Genomic DNA, 25617 nt, shown 5'->3' with positions numbered 1-25617 from the left:
ACGTTACCCCTGCGCAGGTTCAACAACTTCTACAGCTTCAATCGCTGCGAACTTTCCAAAGTTACCTACCGCGTAACCTTCCATACGAATATGGTTGGATTCAAAACGCAGTCGGTCCGTGTTGTTCTCTTGCTTGCGCCATTGAGTACCTGTTTGCGTTAAAATTTGCAGGTTTTTCAGGTTAGTTACCCAAATCGCATTTGCAGGGAAAAACGGCGGTGTATAGGCTTTCTTGCCCGCAATAGTCTTAGCAAGGGATTGAGCGGCTTTGTGTTCTGTTGGTGTTTCCGCCGACTCCAATAAGCGATGTTGCTCGGCAGCCACCAAGTTTGAGCCAACAATAACTACAAGATCATCGTCTTGGCGATATTGCTCCGCAATGGTGGTATTGATTAAGTCTTGAACTAGCGAATCAAGGTTTTTATAGGAACCTACTGTTTGACCAGTTGGGTCTAACTTAGCGGCTGGGATCACTTGAGCGGCTTTTTTCTCTTTAACGATTTTCAGCCAGCCTTTATTGACGTCTTGACCTAGCGGGTTATTAGCAGGGTCTGTGACCTTCGCAATGCTTGTACCGTTAAAGCCAATACGCAACATGTCTAGCGCAAAACGTTTCGCGATAGAGTTTTTCATCAGGTTAAGCCACTGACCTTTGCTACCAGAGTTAATCCATTGGGTCATCAGCTCCCAAGGGATGTGACAACCTGAGTCAGTTTTGACTAGCTCGTAGGTGTTACCTTCTTGGTCCACATCAACACTGAATCGACCATCAGCACGACCAGTAGCTAGACCATCCAAACCAACATCAACCACCTGACCTTTGATTTGTTCCACAAAGCCCGTATGAATCATGCCAAGGAAAGCATGCGAATGTTTCATTGCTTCACGCAGCTTGGTTTCCATAACTGGCGTGATACTAAACATCTTAGAACCGACAGCGGCCCCAGCGGCTTCAACAGTTACATCACAGAATTCTTTGATACATTGAGTAGAAACGGCATTTAACATTAATACATGTCCTTAGCATTGAATTTTTTTTCATCATCGCCGCCATTGCCTTCTTCACCTGGCTTTTGACCAGGCTTCTCTTGCTTTAGCTCTGCGAACTTGGTTTCCAGGCCATCGACCTTTTCCATTACTGGCGCAATTTGCTTTTGGAGTTCAGCGCTAAACTGTTCCATTGAAAACTGCTCAGGCTTGTCTTCTAGCTCGTGCGGTGGCTGCTCAGCTTGAAGATTGAACTCTTGTTTTAGTTCATCTTTCAGCTCGCCTTTCATGATGCCGAAATGCTTTTTCAGCGCGGCATTTAACTGTTCTTCAGTCACATCTTCTTCCTCTGGTTCAGGGACAGGTGTTAGGTCTGGTTCGTTGTCACCAGAATTGAAAAAGGCACTGCACATTGCTAAAAAACGATCAGTTCTTGAGTAATATTCATCAAGGTTGAGTTCTTCTAACTGGCTACATTGCAGCTCTGTGGTTTCTCCCTCTTGGCGAGAGAACTTAAGGATTGAAGTACCAGACGATGCTGGGGAATCGGTCACGGCTATGCCCATGAGATAGCACTTTCCTTGCCCTTTATAATCTGGATTAGGTTCGATGGAGGTAAACAGCTTTTGCTCTAGCTTGTTGGCTTCAAGTAAGTATTGGTTTGGTTCAAGCTTGGCGAACAAGCGCATTTTCCCATCCACTTCTTCTGCTTTCACTTCAACCACTTTTCCCCAGTTACTACCGTAACCACCAAAGCGTTTATGTTCAGGCCAGATCAAAGCGGTGTATTCAGTCATTGCATAGCTTTCAGCAATCTGAGTTAGCCACTCTCGGGTGATCTTACGACCATCAACCGTTGGCCCTTCTGTCGCTACTATTTTCCAATCACTGATTTTTGCCATTTGTGTTTTGTACCTAGTAAAAATTTGTCAGTTAGGTGTTTCTGGACTCAAACAATACGCCTTTAAATTTGCCCTTTCAGCCACTTCAATTCTGGTCAATTCGGATATACGCCAAATCCGAACGGAGCCGAATTTTGCTATGCAATTTAGGTGGTTATCTGGGCGTATGATTGGCACATGGCATATACAAACGAAGTAAAAGAGGCAGCGCAAAAGCTCTACTTGCGTGGTATTCCTCCTAAAGAAATTGCAGAGCAGCTCAACCTCAATAGCACACGAGTTATCTACAACTGGGCTAAAGATTTTGGTTGGGCGGCGTTGTTGGATGAGCTTTCTGCTGAGCAGATGATTAACCGCAGACTTGCGGTTCTAATTGATAAGGATGAGAAAAGTGATCAGCAACTAAAAGAGCTTGAACTGCTGGCAGGCCAAATCGTCAAGCTAAGAAAGGCAAACGCTGAAATTAAGATGAAAGAGCAACGGGCTCAGAGTTCTGGCAGCTCTGTTGCACCAGTTCGTGATTCTAATAACAGTGGTAAAGATTCGCGCCGTAAAAAGAAGAAGGCGAAAAACGATATTGGACACCTAGACGCCGCAGACTTTGAAGAGTGGGTCGCGAGCCTGTTTGATTACCAACGTTTAGCGCGATCAATTAAGAATGACCCTAAGATGCCCCGTACCCGCAATATTCTGAAGAGCCGACAAATTGGTTTTACCTACGGCACCGCAGGCGAAGCGTTCGAAGATGCTGTGCTTACAGGTGAGAATCAAATCTTCGTTTCTGCGACTAGAGCTCAGGCCGAAGTGTTTAGAGCCTACATCACAAAGATAGCTCATGAGTTTTGGGGAATAGAATTAACCGGCAACCCGATCATTCTAAGTAACAAAGCCGAACTGCACTTTCTATCCACGAATGCTAACTCTGCGCAGTCCCGCTCAGGCAATGTCTACATTGATGAATACTTTTGGATACGTGACTTCAAAAAGTTAAGTGACGTTGCTTCTGCTTGTGCGACACAAACGCGCTTTCGAAAAACCTATTTCTCTACTCCATCAAGCAAGAACCACCCTGCTTACCCATTTTGGACTGGTGATGCCTGGCGAGGTGAAAAAGAAACTCGAAAAAACATTGAGTTCCCATCGAACAAAGAGCTAAGAAATGGTGGCCGCGTCTGCCCTGATAAACAATGGCGCTACATTATTGATGTTCACGATGCAGTGAAAGGCGGTTGTCACCTTATTGATGCAAAGGAACTTGAAGAAGAATACAGCCCCGATGCTTTCCGTAATCTATACAAGTGTGAGTTCGTAGATGATTCGGCCTCAGTGTTTAAGTTCACCCAGCTTGAAAGGCTCATGGTCGATACAAATACCTGGCAAGATTTCATCCCGACAGAGAGCCGACCGTTTGGTAATCGTGAAGTATGGCTAGGTTATGACCCAAGTCGAACACGAGATAATGCCTGCCTTATCGTTATTGCGCCGCCTATCGACGGTAAAGAGAAATTCCGTGTACTTGAGCGCCACTACTGGAAAGGCCTCAACTTCCAATACCACGTTAATCAGATAGACCAGATGATGAAGCGTTACAACGTTACCTATCTAGGCGTGGACACAACCGGCATCGGTGGCGGGGTCTGGGACCTGATACACCAGAAGTATCCTAGGGAAGCTCACCCAATCCATTACAGTAACGAAAATAAAAACCGCTTAGTGATGAAGATGATTGATATTGTCGAAGGAAATCGGATTCAGTTCGACAAAGAAATCAAAGATATACCAGCGGCGTTTATGGCCATTAAGCGTTCTATGACAAATGGTGGCGGCATGATGACATTCAAAGCCGATCGCAGTGAGTTGGTCGGTCATGCCGATGCGTTCTGGGCGATATCTCATGCCTGTATCAACGAACCGCTCGACCATACCGCAAAACGCAAATCAACCTGGCAGATTTAATCAATGACTGAACAAACAATTGAAGCACCTCAAGAAACAGAAACCAATGATGAAAGCCTCATGTTTAGCTTCGGCGAACCTGAAATCATGGACAGTGAATTCACCAACTATGACTACAACGAACTCTATTACAACGAAGATGGCGACTACTGGGAACCACCTCTAGATAGAGCTGGCTTGAATAAGCTAACTCGTGCCAACGCTTATCATGGCTCCATCTTGATGGCTCGACGCAATATGATTGCAGGTAGGTTCACAAAAGGCGGAATGCAGAAACAACAGATGCAGTCAGCCGTCCATGACTTCTTAGAGTTCGGTGATACCGCCCTACTCAAATTACGCAACTATTTTGGTGAAGTTGTGGGGCTGTGGCCGATTCCGAGCATGTATTTGCGAAAACGTAAGAACGGTAATTTTGCTTTTCTTGAGCGTGACAACAAACAGAAGAGCTACAAGAAAGAAGACATCATCTTCATCAAGCAATATGACCCTGTTCAACAAGTATATGGCGGGCCTGATTACCTAGGCTGTGTTCAGTCTGCTTTGTTAAGTAAGGATTCGACCACGTTCCGCCGCCGCTACTACAAGAATGGCCTGCATATGGGCTTTATCTTCTATGCAACGGACCCAAACCTTAGCAAACAAGATGAAGACGACCTTAAGAAGAAAATGGCATCGAGCCGTGGTGTTGGCAACTTTCGCTCTATGTTCATCAACATTCCAAACGGGAACGAGAAAGGTATTCAGCTAATTCCTGTTGGCGACATTGCGACAAAAGATGAATACGAGAAGATTAAAAACGTCACAGCACAAGAAGTGATCACCGGCCACCGTTTCCCTGTCGAGTTAGCCGCTATCATTCCTAACGGCGGTACACGTGGTGACCCAATAAAGTTTGACTACGTTTACTGCAAAAATGAGGTGATTCCTGCCTGCCAAATGTTTATGGATGCCGTAAACAGTGACCCCGAAGTGCCTAAGAGTTTGCACTTGGAATTTGATTTAGGGAATCAAGCAGCTTAGAAGGTGCGAAATTTTTTGCCATTTTGTTTGATGCTTTAAAATAGTACTTAGCCCTTAGCCGATAAGGGCTAGGCCTACCTTAAACAGATCATCAAATTACATTCAAGATCATCCCAAACCATGACATAAAAAACTAAAATCATTGACTTTCAATCACTTACAGTCAAAGCAGAGATCAAACCTGATCATTCAAATTTCAACTTTCTTCAAACTTCTTCGCACTACGAAATTCTCTTAGACGCTTCATAAGCCATTTTGATAGGGAAAATCATATTGCAGCACCCCTTATTGCTAAAGGCTTGGAGCTAGTTTGGCGGCTTTCTGAATCCCCTTAATTTCGCCATTTGAAAACTGCGAAAAAAAGTGATCGTAAACCTCGCAGGTGGGGAGGAGGAGTGCGTTTTCCGTGGGTTGGTTGTGGTTTCTGGAGATTTACAATGTGCTAGAGACAAACATGAAAAGCCACCAGGGAAGGTGGCTAGAATCAGAAACATTAGGCACTATTTGACTTCTGTGAAGTTGCCTGAGTAACCCTTTGTTCAACAAAAATAAACATATTCGATGAAAACATACCAACGACAACAGCAATGATTGCCATCAAATAGAAATCGCTTCCCATTTGGCTTGTTATTGATTCAGTGATATTTTTTTTATCCAAGTGTGGGGCTAGAATCGCAAGTAGAACTTGGCTCTTAATAGCAACCCAAGAAAACATTGCCATTAAACCTGATGATAAAACGACAGGAACCAACTTCATCATGTCAACACTAGCTATTAGCATTCTTGTAAAAGCCCCTAAAGCTCCAAAAATGAAGGGAATCACCAACAATACCCCCGCATTTAGAGATTCATTAAATATCTTGAGTGTATCAGCCGTTAGTTCAAACGAGTTTGGGTTTCTTGAATAGACGAGCCAAATAACTCCTACAATTCCAAGAAAACCATAGGTTAACAACATAATCGGTATCATGCTGTTGCGTTTAGTCTCTATGATCTCAACCTTAGTGCTCGATGTCTCATGATCTAGATTGTTAATTTTTTCGCTCATAAACCCTGCCAACGAAGTATTAGTTTTGTAAATATGAATCTTTCTTTTGCTGAGTCTACCAAACGCTGGCAATCAAGGCGATTAGAAACAATAACTTAGTTTAAGTTAGCAACTTCTTTTGAAACGCAAACAGAGACGCGCCACCCGCTCTTTTACAAGAAACCAGATTAAATCATAAACCTCCATGATATGTGGATATTTAGTTTAGTTGCGTAGAAAGTTCTCATATTGCACAAATTCATAATGATGAAATTTGAGAGGGAAAATACATGTGCATACCCGCTTATTTGCTACAGCCTAGGAGCTAGTTTAGCGGTTTACTGAAACCCTTTAATTTCGCCATTTGGAAACTGCGAAAAAAGTGATCATAAGTCTCACAGGTAGGGAGGAGGAGTGCGTTTCCGGAAAGAATTTAATACTTAGATAAACATTCATTTTTTAAAGATATAAAAAAACCCTCCATAAAGGAGGGTTTCAAGAATCTTCTACTAGCTAGGCTGTCTTGCAATCGTTGTGGTTTGTTTTACAAGTCAACTCCGGAACATTATCTTCAAGCTTACTTAGAGAAGACCATGACATTCCGAAGCGTTCTGCAGGGCTTGAGCCGTTCATATACAGGTTTGCAACGAAGCTTTTTACTTCATCGCGCTTCTCTTGAATGTTTTTCATAATGTACCTCATGGTGTAACAGCATCAGCTGTTCTGGCAGGCTATGCCAAATATGGCGCCATATTATACAAGACGGTGTTGAAAGTTCAATCTAAACTAAAAACTTTATTACGGCATCAGTACCTAAATAATCGTTCGTGTACTCAAAGCCTTGTTCTTGATAGTAATGTATGACGCCAGGAACAGGTCCAACAAACACGAACTTATTAATTTTCGCGTTACCTGTATGATTTAGGTATAACCCATATGATGCAAAAGCGTCAACAACTACAGGCAAAAACTTTGACTTTAAATCACTGCCAGTATCACACCGCTTTTCAATAAAATTAACTTCTATAGCAGTGCCACTTTCATTAATACAGCCCAAAGCGTACCCAATACAAGAATACCCTACTTCAGCATTTCCATAGTACGCAATGCATGACAGCATGTCTTGAGGATTACTTACAGGGGACATATAAGGTATAGACTTCATATTGAAGTCCCATGCAAGAAGCTGTTTATCTTTTAGTTCCTGAAGGTCTTCTTTGCTCTGTTCATTAGGTAAACTCAAAGACAACTTCATTGGGAGATGCTTAGAATGCTGATCAGCGACCGACATAAAAATTTGATTCTTAAGTTCGTCTTGTGTCACTGCTGCTTTTCCTTAATACATTAATATCTACATATGATACGGGGTATTTCATGCTAAATTCAAGGGGTAGTTCCCAATAAAGTAACAAACCAAAACTGTATGAATCCACACCCTAATTTAGTACCATGAGCTTATAATTTCGATAGGTTTATGGTGTCATATGAGAGTAGTTTGCCCAGAATGTGGGGAGAAAGCCCGCATCCAAAAAACAAACCGCATTTCAGCGAGTTATAACGACTTATACTGTAGCTGCAGTGATCCAGAATGCGGCCATTCCTTCGTCATGAACCTGACGTTTAGCCACACTCTTAGCCCTTCTGCAAAGACGACTTCACAGCTTGCTTTTGAGATGGTGAAAGCACTAGCCCCAGAACAACGCCAAGAGCTTAAACAGCAGCTTTCAATCTTGTAACTCTACAGCTTTAGTCTCTTCACGTATTGTGTGGTACCAAACAACCACTGCCGATAGCACGCACAATAAGCCGGACACTAGAACATCAAAACTATCCATGTGCATTGCAACATGCTCAAACCAGGTCAAATTTCCTTTGGGTTTTAAGATCAAACTAATAGCTTCATTTAACAATTGACTGAAAGCAATCAATGGTAAAGTTGTCTTACTGACGAAGACCAATATTTCAGCCTCTGAGGTCTCCGTATCAATTTGTTCATAGAACCTCCAATTTACACTCCACCAAAATCCCAAAAAACAGAAAGCAAAAGATGCGAAGAGTGCTTGCTCAATCTCACCTAAGGCCAAGATATGCTTTAAGTATTCCGTATTAAAAACACTAAAGAAACTGCCCATAAATAATGGTCCGACTACAAAAAACGCCTTGAAAATAGGAACTTTAAAGCTACCCATAGTATTACTACCTTTTTTATTACAATCTAATTCCTACTAAGTCATCAGCCATCTCAATAAGTTGCTTCATTGCAGCTAACTTCTCAGGTCGTAACTCAGATCTCTGGTCCGCGACCAATAAACCCATCAAATAAATACCTACTTCAGCTCTGCTTTCACCTTCAGTGCTGAGTGCTACAGCATCTATAATGAATTCCATCGCTTGTAAAAATATGTCTTGTTCTTTTAATGACATAGCTCTACTCCAAACCAAAAGACTGTATGAATATACAGTAGTTTTTATAGGATTTATACAGTGTTTTTATGAAGAGAGATGTTGCCCTCAATTTAACTAGTGCAACATAGCTTCTAGACATAGTTCGGTATATTGATTCTGCGTTTCCATCAAGAAGCTGTATTCGCCCTCGTCTATATCCCAAACCGGTGGAGAGTCTTCAAACACAGCTTTCCAATACGCTCTGCGTTCTTGATGCCGGGTAAATACACTGTGATAGTGCGCATCTGCTTTTTCCTTAAGCTCTCTCATATCAATATCACGGCATTCCATTGACCAACCTCTAGCGCCAGCGGCCCAGAATAGAAAGTCATCCACCTTAGAACTAGACTCTCCCCCCTCAAACGTTATCGAGAAACGGTTCCCAGAAGATACATGAACCCCGCGTTCACGAATCTGCTTGTTAACATTTTCAGCTTGCTTTTCTAACCTGATTATCCTGGATTGCATCTTATCAATAAGTTCTTTCGGCTTTCCTTGTTGAACTGCTATCGATTTAGCTTTAATTGTTTGGGCTTTAGCAGCAATTAACTTTGATGCCTTTCTCTTTAGAGGCTTTTTCCATTGTTCCAGTTTGTATCCCAATTCTTTGATCACTGCAGTTATGTTTCCTGCCTCAAATGAAGCCAAACATTCCCACTTTGGAGCTCGAGTGCATTTGGAAATATTGTAGCGATTACCTTTTATCAACCCTTGCTCAGCATCCCCGCCTTTTGCGGCATAACCGACAGCTTTAATAATGTAAGAACCCGCAGCTTTTGGTTTCTTAATTCGTTCAAGTTTTGCGAAACCATGCCCCCATATTTTTTCGAGCCGTTTTGCCCAAGCACTGAAAAACCTAGGTTCCACATTCCATTTAAGGAGTACATGCACATGCGGATTGGGCTCACCATCTTCGTTGGCCGGACATTCAGCGACCCAAATATAATGAAAATCTAAAGGCTTCATCGTTGGCCCAACATCGCTGGGTTTACCAATATGACCTGGTACTTTCTCCAATTTCAGATCGCAGTAACTTTGCCCGCTATCGGTATCATTTTGTATCGTGTGGTCGGCTACCCACCCTCTTTGATACATTTTTTTGCAAGCATCAAGAAAACGAGAAACCTCTTTCCCCATTGAGGTTTCACTCGTTTTATCAAGAGTGAATTCACTAACTGGTTTATCCTCCAACCGGCAATAATCGCCAGCGATATCGCCGGTCATGTTCATTAGCTTCGTTCGCGGACGATTTTTGTATGGGACAGTCGAATATGGACCAGCAATATTCATAACAGGTAAAGCTACTCTTTTTTCCCTTGAGTTACTTGAATACGTCACCATGTTTCTTCGATAACGGATAGGATGTCTAGCGCCCAACCCTCCAAGTTCAGATTCGTCTGCCATACCCCCAAAAATTGCTAGACGTTGAGCCTTTGTAAATGTGAGCGTCAGGAACGTGGTAAAGCCCTCGTTGCAAACAGCAGAGTACGCTGCACTTTCAAAAATTTGTGTTACCGCCCGCTTGGTAAGTTTATCGGTATATCTATCACCATTGTTTGCAGCCGGCGCTTTACTCGCAGGAGTTTGAGTAATGTGCTGAATTCGATATTGATTGAAACACTTGCGTTGCTGAAGTTGCACCGAAGTAGGGATAACTTTCGGTTCACATAGATTAACTTTGCCCTTATCACGCAAAACAGCAGGTATGTTTCGCTCTGTAGAGCCATAGAGCGAGTCATGATTAAAATATGACTCTGGGCTTTGCAAAACTTCCGACGGCTTCAATACCTTGTCTAGCAGTCGCAGAGTCCGGCGATTTCGCTCTATTCTATGGCGATATTTTTCTGTCGGACTTTTGCGCCCTTTGACTAGCCTATTATCTTCGGCGATTCTCGCCGCCGCTTCGCGGTCGTGTTCGGAGCGATGGTTAAGCGCTTTATAAAGGTCAGTCGACTTCTCAAGCTCAACTTCTCGTTTAGATTTTTGGTTCAAGACCCGGTCATAAATCGGAATTTTCTTTACTAACCCCGAATCTAGGAGCGCTTGCTCTTGGTCGGTGTAAATTTTGGATACTAAAAAACCAGCGTTATAGCTGGCATTGTTTCTTCGGATTTTATCGAGGGGCATCACAGCCCCTACACTATAAAGGAGATCATTCATTTCCATGCATCAAACCCCTTCACTACTAGATACAGCAACACCGGCTTTGCGCTTTTTGTAGTTATACAGTCTGACTTTAAGGCAATCTGAAGGTAACAATTCATACTCCAAACACGAAATATATTTATCTATCTTCATAGCGGTGCGCTTCAAAATACTTCGCTCAGCTTTCATCATCTGCATGGCAGTTAATGCAGTTTCTTCAACTAGGTTTCGCTTAGCTTTCCGAAAACATAAAGTAAGATCATAAAATTGAGAGTTTGCGGCCATACGTTCTAAACGATAACGAAGCTTAAATACATCTTTGGCCGTGTAACACTCAAGGCAATCAACAATCTCAACTCTTTCTACAGAGTACTTTTTCCCTTTCTCATCTAGCTTGTGCAGTACTGGCGTCAATGAATTCAAAAACACTTCAGCACCAGCCAAAGACCAAGCAGTTTGGGTTTGCCCTTTCTTACCAAACTTAGAAAAGTAACGGCCATCAATCTTGATGACGAGAGCTTGTTTTTCAGGCGTTTCTAAAAAGTTACTCATAGTTCAGCCAACTCCTGTGTATCGATTATCATATGTCCACCGGTATGGTTACCTTTGATGATCACACCATTCATAACGTGTTGGCAGTTAAACAACTTACAAGCTGTATCTATGGCCGGCTCTAATGAATCAAACTCACCAAGCACTACACTCTTAACTTCATTAGTTTCATCATGGCGAACGACTCCGCCCCCGTTGTTTAGTGCCACTGCAACATAGTTCAACATCAAGAGACCTCCAAGGTTGGATAGCCATGGAGTGGTTCACAGTCTCGCCACCACATTTGCATAGTCGCGTTTTGGTTAACGCTTTTGGTACAAGCAGAAACAAAAAAGAGTGCACGAATTGCACCTAAAGCTTGATGATGCATAGCGGTATCTGTTGACTGGTTGAACACCACTACCCAAAACACCCACCAAGCCGTTATGAAGTCTTCAAGGCACAGCCCCTGTTCTGTGCCATTCACATTCACCAACATAGCTCGAGTAGAATCGAGCTGAAGTATTGCACCTTGGTTAGAATCAATATCATTGAAGACTCGGATGAACTGCTCGATTTTGCGAGTGGTAAAGCCTTCACTACGAAGGCCATGCTCTAAATCTTTACGAAATACAGTGATTGTACTCATGCTTCCACCTCTGTAAGACCCGCTAAATATTGGTTAGCCTCTCCAATAAAAAGTTGAGCACCTTCCACTGTCATTTGAGAATCAGACGTTGTTACACCAGCTTCACGCATGATGTCGTAGCCCGCTTCGATACAATCACACGTCTCTTGCAATCGGTCTCGTAGATACTCAATCAATTGCCTCTCTCTAGAGTTAGTTCCTTGCCTCATATTTACGCCCCTACTTCTGACAAACAAAATTGTTCGAATTGATACAGTGCCTCATCATCAAACCGACCTAAGTCACGGAGGCCAAGCATTTCAAGAAACAAATGACGATTACTCATATCTAAGTTCGCCCAATGGTGAAGCTGTGAAACTTGCTCAATTGAACCGTTGCGGTACCAGCTAGGAAACGAATAACCAAAGAACACACGAGCGCGATCGCATTTCATTGCTTCTTTGATGTCGGCCAGTACTTCTTCTTGCGGGCGGTGGGTAGCGATAGGTTCTTGCTTCTTCGCGATAGCATCTAATTGAATTAACACCTTGTGCTGTTGCTCTTGGTTGCTTGAATTAAAACGTTCAGCGATTTGCTTAAAAGACTGACTAAACAAATGTTCTTCAATGTTACTCATCATCATTTCCTCAAATTTTGGATGTAAAAAACCCTCCCTCTCAAAGCGCAAGAGGGATACAGGGTTTAGGCAAATTGCCTAATGGCTAGGTTGTTTCGGCTTTACTGAGCTAAGACCAACGAGAGAGCACGTCCTGTGCGCTGGCATCAATTCTATGAATCTCTCGTGAGAGACGCTGACGCTCTGTGTTGCTATTAGTATTGGCGTACTGCGCTTGTAGTTCTGCTCTACGTGAACGAAGCGGCTTTAATTTACGTTCGCCAAGTTCTTTTCTTGTTCGCTGTAAAAACGTTAGGCCTCGTTCCTTTTGCTCGCGGTTCAGAGACCAACACGGCAAGTCAGGACACGGGTTTTCTAGAGGTGGTATTGCTTGGTCTGAGTGTTCGATTGTTGCAACTGACATAAAATTTTCCTTTAACTTAAGCCGGGAATTGCCGAACCATTGGCGACCAAATCCGCACTCATAGCTAAGAATGGGGAAACGCCTTTTGTACGGCTCTCTATATCGTTTATAAGAAGCACAAGGTTACTGATACCTGCTTGTGCTTTTTGGATGATGATGTGCTTGTTAGTACGACTAAGACGGTCTTTGCCTGCATGCTCTAAAGCCATACGAGAAAGGTCGCCCGAGTGCATCGCATTTTCTAATGCACGCTTAATGAATGTTTCTTCGCTCGCATCATGAGGGATCTGTGCTGTCACCACGCCGAGGCCAAGCAACAGGCTATTAAGAATCGTGTAGTTGCCACTTGCTTTGGTTATCATCACCAGTTCAACGTTAGTTAGAATGTGCGGCTGCTCGGGGTTAAGCTTGTTGCGCAACATAGTTGCATTCATACCTACCTCTTTTGCTAACTTGGTCATGTTCTCCGAGTTCGCAAATGCACAACACGCTTCGTTAAATGCCTTTTGTTTAGAGCCACGGAATTCGCACATTGAGTCAATTTCGTTCATAGCGAATACTCAATTGAAGAAAAACGGTACGAAAACGAAACCCCAACCAACGATGTTGAGCCAAAATGGGCAATGCTCTTTGGTTGGAATTAAGGAAGATAAGCGCATGATGACCTACCCCAAGTTTTCCATTGCTTCACGAGTAGCGATCTCAAGTAAAGCCACCATGTTGATTAGCGGTGTTTCTTTACCTTTTGCTTTAGTTTTAATAGGTAAGCGACCATCGGCAACCCAATCCATGATGGTGCGCTTTGGCATACCAGAGAACTGGGAATATTGGTCGTACGTCATGAAAGGTGTATTTAGGACTACTTGATATGAGAGCATAGTGATATCCTGTTAAGTCATTGAATGTTTACATAAGTAGTCAGAAGTTGCAGCCCGCTGACTACGCTTTAGCAAAGATTATTGATCGCTTATGCCAACTAATCAAGAAGAATTATCCGCTTTTGCGTATTTACATGGAAAAGATTTTGTCCAACGATTGATCGAGGTAACGGAATCTAAGAGTCAACGAGTGCTTTCGGAAAAGCTAGGCGTACCCACGTCTACTATCTCTACATGGGTAAAGCGTGGTTTAACCCCTCATGAGATCGCCGTGAGAGCTCATTTGCACACTGGTGTATCTCTGAGATGGCTTTTGTTGGGTGAGGGAGAGGCATTTCCGAATAGAAGTTCGCAAATGCATGAGTCAAAACGCCTAGAAACCAAGTTTTTATTTGATATTGACTCCTTTAAAATTCTCAATGGCGAATTATCTGAATTGCGAACACTTACATTCGACAAGTCGCTGCTCGATGAAATTTCAGTCACGAACGCTATGGCTATTCGAGATGGAGACTGCACATCAATCATTGATAAAGAAGTCCGCCAAGCTGTAAACGGTACATACTTAGTTGATATGGACGGCCTCCTCTCTCTGAACGAAATCCAACGCCTACCAGGTAAGAAACTAGCGATCAGCTTTAATGGATCAACGCTGACTGTTGAAGAAGATGAAGTAAGGGTTGTTGGCCGTGTGGCTTTGGTAATGGAGAAGAAGTAATTGGTTCATACCGTAGCTTTTGATAACAACGGTGCTATCGCTCGTTTAAAAACCATGGCCGAGCCATTGACCCAAGAAGATGTTCGCAAGGCAGTTAAACGTTTCTTAGAGCAAGGCCGTACCGTTCACACTTACTCACACTCGACTACCTATGACCTAATAGTTGATGGTGAGCCCTACCCACCTAAAGCTATCTTTGGTTTAGCGATGAGTAAGTTACTAGGCATTGAAGTAATCTCAACTCATTTCTCGGCAGGCTTAAAAAGCCCCTGTTTTACGACATTTGAAAACCTGGGCTTCGAGATAAGATTAAAGGATGGAAGCCCTTGGTCTGATGCTGAAATAGAGGATTCAGTCAAAGAATATCTTCAAATGCTAGAACTCAGCAGAAACGGCTATAAATTCAATAAAGCCCAAATCTATCGAGAGCTAAGTAGCCGTCATAAAAGGGGCCTTAAGTCCTACGAGTTTAGAATGCAAAACATTTCTTATGTATTCGAGCTAATGGGAAGAGCTTGGGTTCCTGGCTTAAAGCCTAAACGCAACATCACGTCTCAACAAGTAGAGCTAATTGAAAGCCTCATCGCATCTATTGAAAGCAAACCATTTGAGGGGAAGGCTTCCTTTGAAGCTAAAGTTAGGGAGTCATCTAAAAAGCCAAACCCGACAAAACCTAAAGGGGATGCAAAGCCGAAAACGAGTACATCTACCACTACAAGTTACGCTCGTTCACCGGAAGTAAAAGCCTGGGTACTCAACCGTGCAAATGGCATATGTGAATGCTGTAACCAAGAAGCACCATTTGAGACCGAAGAAGATAGGCCATTCTTAGAGGTTCATCACATCATCCCACTAGTAGACGACGGAGCAGACACCGTGGAAAACTGTGCTGGTATCTGCCCTAACTGCCATAGGATGTTACATTTTGGGAAGGGACGAGAAACCAGATCTTCAATTCTACTGGAAAGTATTGTAGAAAAAGAAAGCGGCTAGTAGCCGCTTTTGCACTCTATTGCTGTCTAAGCCATTCGACTTCATCCACGCCATTTCGGCTGAGATCTCCAACAAGTTCAATAACTCTATTTTGAGCCTGAAGTTCTTCTAAATCTCCGATCCATTGATACTTCATTCCTGTCTCTGCTACAAATATCAATCGGCCCTGATCCTCTCTGCATTGAACTCTCCCATCTCCATGTGGTGAAAACTCAATATGAGTAAGATCATAAAACTTGCTCTTTGTAGCGAGAGTTTGATAGCCATCCAAATTTTTATTCCGTATTACGAGATCAAACCCATCTGCAGAGCTCTTCAAAGGTGAAAATGAAAAGTTGTGTTTCCCATTCAGCCTCACTGTGTCACATTTAGGAGTTACACATAAAAGATACTCCTCACTGCCCATACAATACACAACAGTTCCTTGCGTTAAGTATGGAAAGTCTTTCGAAATATCCGTTCTAGTCCTTTTAAATAGCGATAAAACTGATAGCTCTTTAACAGAATCTAGTAGTGATGAGTCTTTTGCGTAAACAGAAAAGACTTCATGTAAGTTTGATTTGTGAAGAATCTTGTTGACCTTACCCTTTGAAATATCGCGTCCACTATTGTTCTGATCGCTTAGTGAAAAGAGAACTTTTCTTAACCCATGGTCATCATTATCTTTATCGTAACCTTTAGTCAAAATTTCCAAAAGATCTGCTCTGCAAAATGAAAATTTGGCACCTCCAGCTTCAATTTCCCTGCATAAATGCTTTTCTGAATCATCTACCCATTTTTCAATTGCTTTGATCCCTAAACAATCCTGATCAGCTTTTGAAATTGCTAACAAACTCCTGAGGTGACTGACAAAAATCTCCAGCATAAATAGCTCTGAATCTTCAGGTGAAGGTATTAAAGAGCGATGAGTTAAATATCCTGCATCTACTTTACTAGAGAATTTAGACGTTAAACGTCCTATATTTTTACGGATCTCAGAAGCAGAACGTACAGCAAAAGAAGGGGCTAGACCATTTAGCAATAATGAAAATGATTCGATAACAAGTAGTGGTAATTCGGACTCAGCTTTATCACGCTCGAGGCTTCCAGCTCCCTCTTTACAATAGAAATCTATAATTAAACCATCTCCAATAATTCGGTAATCACCATCCTTACTTAGGCGAGTATCATCAAGGTAAACGAGTAACTCATCACATATATCGGCTAACGTATTTTCCCCTGTATATATCAAGATACTTCTGAGTCTTCCTCCAGTTCCTTTATCGCTCTCAATAATTTCTTTAACTATTGACTTACTGTATTCACTTGCATTCTTCTTAAGCATCCAATCTAGGATAATGACATCAGAATTTTTTGAGACTTTGATGATGTTTTTAGCAAATTCTACTGGGTCATCGCCGTCCTTAACTTGTGGTTGATACAGCCCAGGTACTATTCCAACCTTATAAAATGCATTGGTTAAAGCCAAAGGATCAAGTTGATGGCTATCACTACCAGATTCATGACCTGATTCTGCTGGTTTTTCTTGACTCACAACTAGAGGGCTTGTTGGTTGCTCTTCAGGGTCAGAAAGTTCACTTACAATGTTTTTATTAACTCCAAGGTTTGCACCATCATCGATGACAAAAACAGTTTGAAGGTAATCTTCTACAATTTCTTTTCTATGTTGATTAAATGCAGACATTACTCTTGCTCCATATTTTTTTCGCTGATTACAAAACATGGAGTGGCATCTGCACCTCCACTAGCTAACTGAATATCGAACCCTTCATGATTTAGGGATTCTTTACTTATAAATAGGCCCATACCACGACCATTCGACTTTCTAGAGAAAGTGAATTCAAAAATCCGGTTTCGGTCTATCAATGGTATTACAGGGCCATTGTTACTAATTAGTAGATAATCGCCATCTACATCCAACTTGATTTCTTTATTATCATTTTCACTTTCAAGCTGAGTGTTGAGCCAATAAATCGCGTTATCTACCACGTTAATAAACACAGGTAAGAACGAAGATGGGAACACATTTGTGGTTTTAATCAAAAACTCTCTAGTTGCAGTAAACGTAATATTGTGTCGTTTCAAACGCTCATCAAAGATGTCTCGTAGATAAGCCTCAATTTCTTTACCCGATAATTCGACCTTGCTTCTATATAAGCGGCGATTTAGCGGTGTGAACATTTTTAGATAACCATCTAAATGCGCGAAGCTATGGGTAATGTTATTGTACAATCCATTTAGCTTCGGATTTGTATCCGCCCATGGTTTTAGGGAGCGAATAGAGTTGCGAACGTTTCGTGCTGTACTACTGAATTCGTGCTGAATAATCCCTAGTGACATACCAAGTTGAGCAAACTCATAATATTGATTGAGTGATTCTTTGACCTGTTCGTTCTCACTCTCCAATGCGACGATTACATCAGCGGAGCTTGATTCGTCGTTGCTGATATCATTAATTACGACTTCAACAGTATCCCGCATTTTTTGGAAGTATTGTTCTGTTTGCTCGTTGATCTCTTCTAGTTGTTTTTCCCAGTTAGAAATAACGTTTAGCGATTCTTCTTCTGACAGCGTATCGATCGCTGTAGAGTTAATTTCACTCATTACTTCAGCTAAAGAACGGGTATATTCCGCAGATTTACTTCTCGCCTTTTCTTTGATTACCGAATCAATTTCGCCTACATTACTTTTTAGCTCATCTCGATAGCCAGAAATTGTCTTAGTCAGCGTTTTCTTTTCTTCCTCAATAAACTCACTCACGCGATCCCTTAGTGAGAAAGACAAGCTATTAGATGAAACGTATTCTGATATTTTCGACTCGATTGCTTTCTTAGCAGGGTTAATGACATCTTCAACCAGTTTTTCACGAGTGGTTAAGTAGCTGATCCAGTTTTTCTCATCTGGCTTGCTCAAACCCACTTTAGGTTTGGTGATCTTTATGTCGTTATCGATCACCTTCCAAGCACTCGTAATATCTCTACGAAGACTAGAGATGAAATGGTATTTTTCCTTATCTATCCAAGTCTCACTTGCCTTTTCAAAGTCGACTTCAACTCTTTTTTTCAACGCTTCAACTTGGGATATGTACGAACCATCAGTATAACTATCAAAAAAGTCTAGCATTTGCTCTCTGAAAACTTCTTTCTTAGCATTAACCTGTTTTTTCCGCCGTTTTGCTGCTTCAGCTTCCTTTTTAGCGATCTCTTTAAACTTGGTTTTTATCTCCGTGAACCTGTCGTTCGATGATGATTCTCTAAAAAAATCTGCCGCTAACTGTTCAAAGAAGTGATGTAGAATATTAACAAATTCTCTATATGCTACATTCGCTCTTAAACCCTCACGGCCTGCTTTTTCTTCCAAACCCGTATTTACATCATGCGCTATCGAAATTGCACCAAACATCAAACGGTGCGAGAAGAATGCATGTGCCGCATTTTTGCTGCGTTTTTCCTCAAACCTTAAAAAGTCAAACTCTTGTGTACCATACGGTAGCACTCTAACTCCGTCTCTATAGATGTAGAGGCCACCATACATTGCAAGCTTGTTTTGTAGATCTACATACCTTTCACTCGGCACCATGCTCTCTGATGGAGTGCCTTGCAGATAAGTAAACTTGATTTTGAATGGACCGCAACGGGTTTTAGAACCATAGCCTTCATTCCAATTGATTATGTGCTCTTGAGGCTCACCTTTATATACTGTGACCTTGCCATTAAATTGACCGTACGCGTCAAATTCACCTTCTACAATATGGTCACCGTCTGCTGCATCTTTTGCAGTAAAAAAACCTTCTTCAATCAGTTCATCAGCTTCTGCAGCACCTTGATACAAGCGAAATTTTGTTTTTAATCTGTCTTCTGCTATGGAACCAAACGTATTGGAAAAGCCAACTAATATTTTTTGTAAATTGGTCGTACCTTTACCGTTAGCTTCTACATCAAATGCTAATGTTTCATCACACGGCATGATAATGAAGTGAGTACCTTTACCCACACCATCTAGCTTTGGAGCCGTATCAGATGTTTTCAAATCTTCTGGTATTTTTTCCCAGTCTGCCTGAGTTTTATTTTGTAGGTTGGTAAACAAAACTTCTGGAGAGAACGAGAGTAGCTTCGTATCTGCTTTGATTAGTTCGAAGTAGTCCAGCGGAATCGCATCACCCAGACTAGCTAAGTGAGATACCAGCTCTAGTGCCATAGATTGTAAATCTTCAGCAGTCGGAAGCTTACCTTCTGGGAACGTGCGCGTAGGAATTACGATATCTGAAATACCGATGTCTGGGATCTCAAACTGGCTCCAGTGAATTAAAGCCACGACCATGTCGTGCATTCCATCGGCGCGTTCCGCACGGCTTAATGCCACTACTTGTCTACCAATGGAAGCAATAGCTAAACGGCCAATACCTTTCTCACCCATTAGCGGCCGCTCATCCATGCCTTCTGGAATATAGGCGGATTTACGGTTTACACCAAACTTGCTCGATGTACCAATGGTAAGCCACTTCTTAACGAAGTCTTCTTCCGTCATCCCAATACCATCATCACGCAAGGTAACGAGGTTTTGGTCTTGGAAGTAATCAATCTCGGCATTATTGGCATAGGCATCATGCGCATTTTTGAATAATTCGTGTATCGCTGTTGGGATACCAGCTATTTGCTGTCGACCAAGCATGTCAACTGCTCTAGCGCTTACATTCATTTGAGCCATTTGTAACCAGATCTCAGTATGTTAGATATAAAAAAAGTGCCTAACATTGTAGGCACTTTCTTCAATTCAATCTACTGCATATATCACTTATAAGAATCTGTCCGAGCAGTGGCGGTACTGCATTCCCTATTTGGCGAGCTTGTTCGGTAGAACTTCCATAAAAGTTGAACCAATCAGGGAATGACTGTAAACGGGCTGCATGTCGCAATGTCATACCATGATCTTCCCAAGGGTGGACAAAACGCCCTTTAGATGGATTGTTGCAACCAGTGGTCATTGTGTTACTCGGTGTATGTATAAATATCCGACCATAGACATCTTTGTGTCCTTTGTAACCATTTGAGTGACACTTTAATCGGTGTTTCTCACCTGCGTCTTCACGACTACCATTTAGTGGTGTATCCGCAAAACGCTCTTTCATCATATCAGTCGGAACCATATGAACGTTACAAGGATCATTCTTATTTAACTGCTCTCCATAAGGGAGTGATTTAAGGAGTGCAAATACCTCATCTTTACTGCGTTTGTCTTTTTTATTGAAGAAGTCTTCCCAATACACTTGGTAAAGATGTTCTGGAATCTTTTCAAATACAGAAGATGCTGCAACCCATTCTGGTTTTTCTCCTGAAGTTGGAGAAAAGTGAGTACTTGACGGTGGAAATACAATATCGTCTGAATCAAGATCTTTACGAAGGCCAAAAATAAATACGCGTTTTCGGTTTTGAGGTACCCCGTAATCTTTAGCGTTAACTATATTGCGGAATTTGATTTCATAACCAGCTTGTTCAGCTAATGCAATGAACTTATCTAAAAAAGGCTTGTGACGTTTCCACAAAAGTCCTGAAACGTTTTCAACTAGAAACGCCTTAGGCTTGAACTCATTTACAAACTCAAAGTATCTAAGAAGCAATGCATTACGAGGATCATTAACACCAGCGTTTTTGATGCGATGTGTTGAAAACCCTTGGCATGGTGGCCCACCAAGAATTAAATCTAAATCACCAGGTTCTAAGCCTAAACTATCTATTAGTTCTTGCGGCTCTACATTATTGATATCACCGCACTCTTCGCCAGCACGAAGGTCAATTTTTAACCCTTTAGAATCAACAAAGTTTTTCTTGTAAGTATTGGCAGCTGCTTTATCAAACTCGATAGCTGCAAGCACTTCCACCCCTGCATCGATTGCAGAAAGTGTAAAACCACCGGCGCCGGCAAATAAATCTATCGCTTTAACTCTCATTCACATTACTCACAAAGAACTTAACCGTCCCATTTTACCGACTTAGTCATAAATTACCATTGATACAGAAGCTAACTGGCGACAAAACAAACTAGCTATGAAAGTAATATAAACAAAACCAGGTAATATCAAAATCAAGTAATCAAAAGATCCCAAATACGTTGTTCTTCCCGTCTTGTTCATACCCCTTTATCACGTAATGCTTGGGCTTCCCGTCAAACAAAAGAATGAACAGCCGACCATCTTTGTATGTACCCACCACATAATGATCATTTTGTAGAACATACTCGATTGTTTCGGCATCTTCATCTACACATAGATATTTGATATCCAGTAACTTCACCTTTTTCAAGCCTATGATATTACTGGCTTCGATGAACCCACCAAACGGCGCACTGAAGCGGCCACCCATCTTCAAAAGTGCCGAAATTGTCCCATCATTTTTCTTGTTTACACCAATAGGGCCATCACTGTTCATCTTAAAAATACTGTACCCGTTAGTGACTTGGATGGATTTAAACATGTTTACTCCAACGAGCTCTCGTAACAATGCCGATGAAGCTACAAACCTTGTACAACTTCCCCGATATAAAACATTGTTCAACGTTTTAGCCCCGAATTATACTGTTTTTATATACAGTAATTTTAGGTGTAATTATGTCTGTGCGCAATCTTAAAGATGGTTCTACGAAACCTTGGATCTGTGAATGCTACCCAAATGGCCGCAGAGGTAAGCGAGTTAGAAAGAAGTTTACAACCAAGGGCGAAGCCAAAGCTTTTGAGCTCCACACAATGAAAGAAGTCGACGATAAGCCATGGATGGGTATTAAACCGGATAACCGAAGAATGAGTGAGCTTTTGGAAAGTTGGTGGACCATCCATGGCCATACTCTAAAGTCAGGCAAGCAAGCCAAAGATCTCATATCCAAAACAATTGAAGAGTTAGGTAACCCAATTGCCTGCCAGTTTAAAGAACGAGACTACCTGGCGTATCGAGCAGCTCGAGTCCCCTATAGGGGCAAGAATAAATCCATCAAGATATCCCCCACCACACACAACCATGAACTGATTTATCTGAAGGGCATGTTCAAGAAGCTGATTAAGTACAATCAGTGGAAATATCCCAACCCGCTTGAAGCAATCGAGCCGATCAAAACCAGTGAGAAGCACCTTGCCTATCTAACCAAGCCACAAATCGACGAGTTCTTTGATGAACTGCAGAACTGCAAGCGAGTTATCAAGGTATCAATCCCACAAATCATTGTCATCGCGAAAATTTGTTTGGCAACTGGTGCACGAATCAGTGAGGCACTCACTCTAACTCGCGCTCAAATAACCGAGTTCAAATTGACTTACACAGAGACAAAAGGGAAAAGGAATCGCAGTGTGCCTATCTCACCATCTTTGTATCAAGAGATATTAGACATAGCGGTAAGCGACCATGACATATTTAACACCAGTTACAAAGATGCTTGGCGTTACATAAAAAGAGCCTTGCCTGAGCAGGTTCCGAATGGGCAAGCGACCCATGTTCTACGGCATACTTTTGCTTCGCATTTTATGATGAATAAAGGGGATATCTTAGTGCTGCAGCGTATTCTTGGTCACACAAAAATCGAGCAGACAATGGCGTATTCTCATTTTGCCCCAGAGCATTTGATGCAGGCTGTTCATCTCAATCCTTTAGAGAATTAGTGGCGACAAAATGGCGGCAGCCACTGTAAAAGAGCGTTATTTAGCGCTTTTAGACGTAAAAAAGGCGACAATTTATATCGTCGCCTTTTGCAAATCAGAGCCTAATTTAGACTATTCCCAATCAAGGATTACCTTACCTGAAAGCCCGCTACGCATAGCGTCAAAGCCTTTTTGGAAGTCATCAACCTTAAAGTGGTGAGTGATAATTGGTGTTAGATCTAAGCCTGATTGAATCAAAGAAGCCATCTTGTACCAAGTTTCGAACATCTCACGACCGTAGATACCTTTGATAACCAAGCCTTTAAAGATTACTTGGTTCCAGTCTACTGCCATGTCTGATGGTGGAATACCTAGTAGAGAGATCTTACCGCCGTGGTTCATGTTAGTTAGCATGCTGTTGAATGCAGATGGTACACCAGACATTTCTAGGCCTACATCGAAGCCTTCTGTCATGCCTAGATCAGCCATTACGTCTTCTAGCTTCTCTTCCATCACGTTTACAGCGCGCGTTACACCCATCTTCTTAGCAAGATCTAGGCGGTATTCGTTTACGTCAGTGATAACTACGTGACGAGCACCTACGTGCTTAGCAACTGCTGCAGCCATGATACCGATTGGACCAGCACCAGTGATTAGCACGTCTTCACCTACTAGGTCGAAAGAAAGCGCGGTGTGTACCGCGTTACCGAACGGGTCGAAGATAGATGCTAGATCATCAGAGATCTCTGCTGGGATCTTAAATGCGTTGAACGCTGGAATCACAAGGTATTCAGAGAACGCACCAGTGCGGTTAACACCAACACCTGTTGTGTTACGACAAAGGTGAGTACGGCCGCCACGACAGTTACGACAGTGACCACAAGTGATGTGACCTTCGCCCGATACACGATCGCCGATTTCAAAACCACGAACTTCTTGGCCGATGCCAACAACTTCACCCACGTATTCGTGACCTACAACCATAGGTACCGGAATTGTGTTTTGTGACCACTCATCCCAGTTGTAGATGTGTACGTCTGTACCACAGATTGCGGTTTTCTTAATACGGATAAGAAGATCATTATGACCCATTTCAGGTTTTTCAACCTCGGTCATCCAAATGCCTTCTTCAGGCTTAAGCTTAGAAAGTGCTTTAATTTTCATAATGTTACCTAGTTCATCTCGCCTAACTGTAAGGCGAGAATCAAAAAACTTTTTATCTATATTCTGAGTAAAGCCTCAGAATTAGATGATTTCCATCTCTTTACCCACTTCGATGAATGCATCGATAGCACGGTCTAGTTGTTCACGAGAGTGTGCAGCAGACATTTGAGTACGGATACGCGCTTGGCCTTTTGGTACTACAGGGAAAGAGAAACCTACAACGTAGATGCCTTTCTCTAGAGCACGCTCAGCGAACTCAGCCGCTACTTTTGCATCACCTAGCATGATTGGAATGATTGCGTGGTCAGCACCACCCATTGTGAAGCCTGCATCTTCCATGCGAGTACGGAAGTGTGCAGCGTTTTCCCATAGACGGTCGCGAAGCTCGCCGCTCTCTTTTAGAAGATCAAGAACACGGATAGACGCGTTAACGATCGCTGGAGCAACTGAGTTAGAGAATAGGTATGGACGAGAACGCTGACGTAGCCAGTCGATCACTTCTTTCTTACCAGACGTGTAACCGCCTGAAGCGCCACCCATTGCTTTACCTAGCGTACCTGTGATGATGTCGATACGGTCAACAACGTTGTGGAACTCGTGAGTACCAGCGCCGTTTTCGCCCATGAAGCCCACTGCGTGAGAATCATCAACCATTACTAGAGCGCCGTACTTGTCTGCTAGGTCACAGATAGCTGGAAGGTTTGCTACTACGCCGTCCATAGAGAATACGCCGTCAGTTACGATTAACGTGTGGCGAGCACCTGCTTCTTTAGCCGCGATAAGTTGTTGCTCTAGCTCTTCCATGTTGTTGTTCGCGTAACGGAAGCGCATTGCTTTACATAGGCGAACACCATCGATGATTGAAGCATGGTTTAGAGCATCAGAGATGATTGCATCTTCTTTGCCTAGGATAGTTTCGAAAAGACCTGCGTTCGCATCGAAACAAGATGTGTAAAGAATCGTGTCTTCTTTACCAAGGAATGTAGATAGTTTGTCTTCTAGCTCTTTGTGGATGTCTTGAGTACCACAGATGAAACGTACAGACGCCATACCAAAGCCGTGTTGATCCATACCCGCTTTACCAGCTTCGATAAGTTCAGGGTGGTTAGCTAGACCTAAGTAGTTGTTTGCACAGAAGTTAAGTACTTCTTCGCCTGTTGAAATTTTAACAGCTGCTTGCTGCTGAGAAGTGATTACACGCTCAGACTTGTAAAGACCTTCAGCCTTTACTTCTTCAATTTGTTTTTCAATCTGTTGGTAGAATGCAGAAGACATTGTCTAATTCCTTCCTAGTTATTATTCACAGCGAATTCGCTGCTTATTTATAGGGGGAGTATAAACGGTGACGTGAGCGCCATTTACACTGTAAAACTTATGCCTACATTCTAGTAGAACATCTCGATCTCGATTATCCCTCTAGTTGGAAAAACATTAATGAACCTGAGGCACGAATCAAATACCTTAACTATGAAGAGAGTCACAATTCACCGTCCAACCTGATTAGAAAAAGAACTCACAAACACTAATAGTTCGATTTATGTCGAATTAAAAAATTTTCC

General features: G+C 42.3%; 28 protein-coding genes. 6 read left to right on the top strand and 22 right to left on the bottom strand.

The window, feature by feature from the left end; genetic code table 11:
• Nucleotides 1-3 precede the first annotated feature (3 nt).
• Both KI743_RS06550 and KI743_RS06545 read right to left on the bottom strand, forming a co-directional pair.
• Nucleotides 4-1008 carry a phage major capsid protein, P2 family gene (locus KI743_RS06550; protein WP_285465646.1) on the bottom strand — a complete coding sequence of 335 codons (1005 nt, stop codon included), beginning with the start codon at nt 1006-1008 and terminating at the stop codon, nt 4-6.
• A complete protein-coding gene (locus KI743_RS06545) occupies nt 1008-1889 on the bottom strand; it encodes a GPO family capsid scaffolding protein (RefSeq protein WP_285465645.1) in 882 nt (293 codons plus the stop codon). Before KI743_RS06545 ends, KI743_RS06550 begins: the two co-directional genes overlap by 1 nt.
• 177 nt (nt 1890-2066) lie before the next feature.
• On the opposite strand from KI743_RS06545, the gene KI743_RS06540 reads away from it, so the two are divergent.
• Together KI743_RS06540 and KI743_RS06535 are read left to right on the top strand one after the other, a co-directional pair.
• On the top strand, nt 2067-3845 hold the full coding sequence (locus KI743_RS06540) for a terminase large subunit domain-containing protein (RefSeq protein WP_285465644.1): 1779 nt from the start codon (nt 2067-2069) through the stop codon (nt 3843-3845).
• Between the two features lie 3 nt (nt 3846-3848).
• A complete protein-coding gene (locus KI743_RS06535; RefSeq protein WP_285465643.1) occupies nt 3849-4868 on the top strand; it encodes a phage portal protein in 1020 nt (339 codons plus the stop codon).
• Nucleotides 4869-5361: 493 nt separating this feature from the next.
• Here KI743_RS06535 and KI743_RS06530 read toward each other — a convergent pair whose 3' ends face one another.
• From KI743_RS06530 to KI743_RS06520, 3 genes are all read right to left on the bottom strand, one after another.
• Nucleotides 5362-5916 carry a hypothetical protein gene (locus tag KI743_RS06530; RefSeq protein ID WP_285465642.1) on the bottom strand — a complete coding sequence of 185 codons (555 nt, stop codon included), beginning with the start codon at nt 5914-5916 and terminating at the stop codon, nt 5362-5364.
• A 492-nt stretch (nt 5917-6408) separates the two neighbouring features.
• On the bottom strand, nt 6409-6585 hold the full coding sequence (locus KI743_RS06525; protein WP_191907544.1) for a hypothetical protein: 177 nt from the start codon (nt 6583-6585) through the stop codon (nt 6409-6411).
• 91 nt (nt 6586-6676) lie between these two features.
• Nucleotides 6677-7219, bottom strand: coding sequence for a hypothetical protein (locus KI743_RS06520; protein WP_150868716.1), 543 nt, complete (start codon nt 7217-7219; stop codon nt 6677-6679).
• A 160-nt stretch (nt 7220-7379) separates the two neighbouring features.
• On the opposite strand from KI743_RS06520, the gene KI743_RS06515 reads away from it, so the two are divergent.
• Nucleotides 7380-7631, top strand: a complete 252-nt coding sequence (locus KI743_RS06515) for an ogr/Delta-like zinc finger family protein (protein WP_150868715.1) — start codon at nt 7380-7382, stop codon at nt 7629-7631.
• Here the strand turns inward: KI743_RS06515 and KI743_RS06510 are convergent.
• From KI743_RS06510 to KI743_RS06460, 11 genes are all read right to left on the bottom strand, one after another.
• On the bottom strand, nt 7620-8084 hold the full coding sequence (locus KI743_RS06510) for a hypothetical protein (RefSeq protein WP_285465641.1): 465 nt from the start codon (nt 8082-8084) through the stop codon (nt 7620-7622). The two genes, KI743_RS06515 and KI743_RS06510, sit on opposite strands and share 12 nt — an antisense overlap.
• 19 nt (nt 8085-8103) lie before the next feature.
• A complete protein-coding gene (locus KI743_RS06505) occupies nt 8104-8319 on the bottom strand; it encodes a hypothetical protein (protein WP_150868713.1) in 216 nt (71 codons plus the stop codon).
• A gap of 96 nt (nt 8320-8415) precedes the next feature.
• Nucleotides 8416-10506: a hypothetical protein gene (locus tag KI743_RS06500; RefSeq protein WP_285465640.1), complete on the bottom strand. Its 2091-nt coding sequence runs from the start codon at nt 10504-10506 to the stop codon at nt 8416-8418.
• Nucleotides 10507-10509: 3 nt separating this feature from the next.
• Nucleotides 10510-11037: a hypothetical protein gene (locus KI743_RS06495; protein ID WP_285465639.1), complete on the bottom strand. Its 528-nt coding sequence runs from the start codon at nt 11035-11037 to the stop codon at nt 10510-10512.
• A complete protein-coding gene (locus KI743_RS06490) occupies nt 11034-11264 on the bottom strand; it encodes a hypothetical protein (RefSeq protein WP_285465638.1) in 231 nt (76 codons plus the stop codon). The genes KI743_RS06495 and KI743_RS06490 overlap by 4 nt, the downstream gene beginning before the upstream one ends.
• Nucleotides 11264-11665 (bottom strand): hypothetical protein, encoded by a 402-nt coding sequence (locus KI743_RS06485; RefSeq protein WP_285465637.1) that lies wholly within the window; start codon nt 11663-11665, stop codon nt 11264-11266. The genes KI743_RS06490 and KI743_RS06485 overlap by 1 nt, the downstream gene beginning before the upstream one ends.
• Nucleotides 11662-11874: a hypothetical protein gene (locus KI743_RS06480; protein WP_285465636.1), complete on the bottom strand. Its 213-nt coding sequence runs from the start codon at nt 11872-11874 to the stop codon at nt 11662-11664. The genes KI743_RS06485 and KI743_RS06480 overlap by 4 nt, the downstream gene beginning before the upstream one ends.
• 2 nt (nt 11875-11876) lie before the next feature.
• A complete protein-coding gene (locus tag KI743_RS06475) occupies nt 11877-12281 on the bottom strand; it encodes a hypothetical protein (RefSeq protein WP_285465635.1) in 405 nt (134 codons plus the stop codon).
• Between the two features lie 109 nt (nt 12282-12390).
• Nucleotides 12391-12684, bottom strand: a complete 294-nt coding sequence (locus tag KI743_RS06470; protein ID WP_150868707.1) for a hypothetical protein — start codon at nt 12682-12684, stop codon at nt 12391-12393.
• Between the two features lie 11 nt (nt 12685-12695).
• A complete protein-coding gene (locus tag KI743_RS06465) occupies nt 12696-13235 on the bottom strand; it encodes a phage regulatory CII family protein (protein ID WP_285465634.1) in 540 nt (179 codons plus the stop codon).
• 114 nt (nt 13236-13349) lie between these two features.
• Complete coding sequence (locus KI743_RS06460) at nt 13350-13562, bottom strand: hypothetical protein (RefSeq protein WP_045607456.1); 213 nt, start codon at nt 13560-13562, stop codon at nt 13350-13352.
• A 91-nt stretch (nt 13563-13653) separates the two neighbouring features.
• Between KI743_RS06460 and KI743_RS06455 the strand changes: the two genes are divergently transcribed.
• Nucleotides 13654-14280 (top strand): phage repressor protein CI, encoded by a 627-nt coding sequence (locus tag KI743_RS06455; protein ID WP_285465633.1) that lies wholly within the window; start codon nt 13654-13656, stop codon nt 14278-14280.
• Nucleotides 14281-15273: an HNH endonuclease gene (locus tag KI743_RS06450; protein WP_285465632.1), complete on the top strand. Its 993-nt coding sequence runs from the start codon at nt 14281-14283 to the stop codon at nt 15271-15273.
• A gap of 16 nt (nt 15274-15289) precedes the next feature.
• Here the strand turns inward: KI743_RS06450 and KI743_RS06445 are convergent, their stop codons facing one another.
• The 4 genes from KI743_RS06445 to KI743_RS06430 all read right to left on the bottom strand — a co-directional run bounded on the left by KI743_RS06445 (nt 15290) and on the right by KI743_RS06430 (nt 21743).
• A complete protein-coding gene (locus KI743_RS06445; RefSeq protein WP_285465631.1) occupies nt 15290-16957 on the bottom strand; it encodes a response regulator receiver domain in 1668 nt (555 codons plus the stop codon).
• Entirely contained in the window at nt 16957-19980 is a 3024-nt protein-coding gene (locus tag KI743_RS06440; protein ID WP_285465630.1) for an ATP-binding protein, read from the bottom strand. The genes KI743_RS06445 and KI743_RS06440 overlap by 1 nt, the downstream gene beginning before the upstream one ends.
• 61 nt (nt 19981-20041) lie before the next feature.
• On the bottom strand, nt 20042-21220 hold the full coding sequence (locus KI743_RS06435) for a DNA cytosine methyltransferase (protein ID WP_285465629.1): 1179 nt from the start codon (nt 21218-21220) through the stop codon (nt 20042-20044).
• Between the two features lie 142 nt (nt 21221-21362).
• On the bottom strand, nt 21363-21743 hold the full coding sequence (locus tag KI743_RS06430; RefSeq protein ID WP_285465628.1) for a hypothetical protein: 381 nt from the start codon (nt 21741-21743) through the stop codon (nt 21363-21365).
• A 134-nt stretch (nt 21744-21877) separates the two neighbouring features.
• Between KI743_RS06430 and KI743_RS06425 the strand changes: the two genes are divergently transcribed.
• A complete protein-coding gene (locus KI743_RS06425; protein WP_285465627.1) occupies nt 21878-22915 on the top strand; it encodes a tyrosine-type recombinase/integrase in 1038 nt (345 codons plus the stop codon).
• 111 nt (nt 22916-23026) lie between these two features.
• On the opposite strand, the gene tdh is transcribed toward KI743_RS06425, so the two are convergent.
• Together tdh and KI743_RS06415 are read right to left on the bottom strand one after the other, a co-directional pair.
• A complete protein-coding gene (gene tdh / locus KI743_RS06420) occupies nt 23027-24058 on the bottom strand; it encodes an L-threonine 3-dehydrogenase (RefSeq protein WP_004742453.1) in 1032 nt (343 codons plus the stop codon).
• 81 nt (nt 24059-24139) lie between these two features.
• A complete protein-coding gene (locus tag KI743_RS06415) occupies nt 24140-25333 on the bottom strand; it encodes a glycine C-acetyltransferase (RefSeq protein ID WP_032550346.1) in 1194 nt (397 codons plus the stop codon).
• Nucleotides 25334-25617: the final 284 nt, after the last annotated feature.

Origin of the sequence: Vibrio sp. D420a, assembly GCF_030248625.1 — a bacterium.
Taxonomy (GTDB): Bacteria; Pseudomonadota; Gammaproteobacteria; order Enterobacterales; family Vibrionaceae; genus Vibrio; species Vibrio fortis_A.
This window is presented reverse-complemented; position numbering and strand designations above follow the sequence as displayed.

Excerpts from the sequence above, each read along its gene's own strand:
- KI743_RS06455 (WP_285465633.1), top strand. The coding sequence starts at position 13,654 with ATGCCAACTAATCAAGAAGAATTATCCGCTTTTGCGTATTTACATGGA.
- KI743_RS06425 (WP_285465627.1), top strand. The coding sequence starts at position 21,878 with ATGTCTGTGCGCAATCTTAAAGATGGTTCTACGAAACCTTGGATCTGT.
- KI743_RS06500 (WP_285465640.1), bottom strand. The coding sequence starts at position 10,506 with ATGGAAATGAATGATCTCCTTTATAGTGTAGGGGCTGTGATGCCCCTC.
- KI743_RS06515 (WP_150868715.1), top strand. The coding sequence starts at position 7,380 with ATGAGAGTAGTTTGCCCAGAATGTGGGGAGAAAGCCCGCATCCAAAAA.
- tdh (WP_004742453.1), bottom strand. The coding sequence starts at position 24,058 with ATGAAAATTAAAGCACTTTCTAAGCTTAAGCCTGAAGAAGGCATTTGG.
- KI743_RS06485 (WP_285465637.1), bottom strand. The coding sequence starts at position 11,665 with ATGAGTACAATCACTGTATTTCGTAAAGATTTAGAGCATGGCCTTCGT.
- KI743_RS06490 (WP_285465638.1), bottom strand. The coding sequence starts at position 11,264 with ATGTTGAACTATGTTGCAGTGGCACTAAACAACGGGGGCGGAGTCGTT.
- KI743_RS06505 (WP_150868713.1), bottom strand. The coding sequence starts at position 8,319 with ATGTCATTAAAAGAACAAGACATATTTTTACAAGCGATGGAATTCATT.
- KI743_RS06540 (WP_285465644.1), top strand. The coding sequence starts at position 2,067 with ATGGCATATACAAACGAAGTAAAAGAGGCAGCGCAAAAGCTCTACTTG.
- KI743_RS06480 (WP_285465636.1), bottom strand. The coding sequence starts at position 11,874 with ATGAGGCAAGGAACTAACTCTAGAGAGAGGCAATTGATTGAGTATCTA.
- KI743_RS06470 (WP_150868707.1), bottom strand. The coding sequence starts at position 12,684 with ATGTCAGTTGCAACAATCGAACACTCAGACCAAGCAATACCACCTCTA.
- KI743_RS06510 (WP_285465641.1), bottom strand. The coding sequence starts at position 8,084 with ATGGGTAGCTTTAAAGTTCCTATTTTCAAGGCGTTTTTTGTAGTCGGA.
- KI743_RS06475 (WP_285465635.1), bottom strand. The coding sequence starts at position 12,281 with ATGAGTAACATTGAAGAACATTTGTTTAGTCAGTCTTTTAAGCAAATC.
- KI743_RS06440 (WP_285465630.1), bottom strand. The coding sequence starts at position 19,980 with ATGGCTCAAATGAATGTAAGCGCTAGAGCAGTTGACATGCTTGGTCGA.
- KI743_RS06445 (WP_285465631.1), bottom strand. The coding sequence starts at position 16,957 with ATGTCTGCATTTAATCAACATAGAAAAGAAATTGTAGAAGATTACCTT.
- KI743_RS06535 (WP_285465643.1), top strand. The coding sequence starts at position 3,849 with ATGACTGAACAAACAATTGAAGCACCTCAAGAAACAGAAACCAATGAT.
- KI743_RS06530 (WP_285465642.1), bottom strand. The coding sequence starts at position 5,916 with ATGAGCGAAAAAATTAACAATCTAGATCATGAGACATCGAGCACTAAG.
- KI743_RS06430 (WP_285465628.1), bottom strand. The coding sequence starts at position 21,743 with ATGTTTAAATCCATCCAAGTCACTAACGGGTACAGTATTTTTAAGATG.
- KI743_RS06465 (WP_285465634.1), bottom strand. The coding sequence starts at position 13,235 with ATGAACGAAATTGACTCAATGTGCGAATTCCGTGGCTCTAAACAAAAG.
- KI743_RS06415 (WP_032550346.1), bottom strand. The coding sequence starts at position 25,333 with ATGTCTTCTGCATTCTACCAACAGATTGAAAAACAAATTGAAGAAGTA.
- KI743_RS06460 (WP_045607456.1), bottom strand. The coding sequence starts at position 13,562 with ATGCTCTCATATCAAGTAGTCCTAAATACACCTTTCATGACGTACGAC.
- KI743_RS06495 (WP_285465639.1), bottom strand. The coding sequence starts at position 11,037 with ATGAGTAACTTTTTAGAAACGCCTGAAAAACAAGCTCTCGTCATCAAG.
- KI743_RS06550 (WP_285465646.1), bottom strand. The coding sequence starts at position 1,008 with ATGTTAAATGCCGTTTCTACTCAATGTATCAAAGAATTCTGTGATGTA.
- KI743_RS06435 (WP_285465629.1), bottom strand. The coding sequence starts at position 21,220 with ATGAGAGTTAAAGCGATAGATTTATTTGCCGGCGCCGGTGGTTTTACA.
- KI743_RS06545 (WP_285465645.1), bottom strand. The coding sequence starts at position 1,889 with ATGGCAAAAATCAGTGATTGGAAAATAGTAGCGACAGAAGGGCCAACG.
- KI743_RS06525 (WP_191907544.1), bottom strand. The coding sequence starts at position 6,585 with ATGAAAAACATTCAAGAGAAGCGCGATGAAGTAAAAAGCTTCGTTGCA.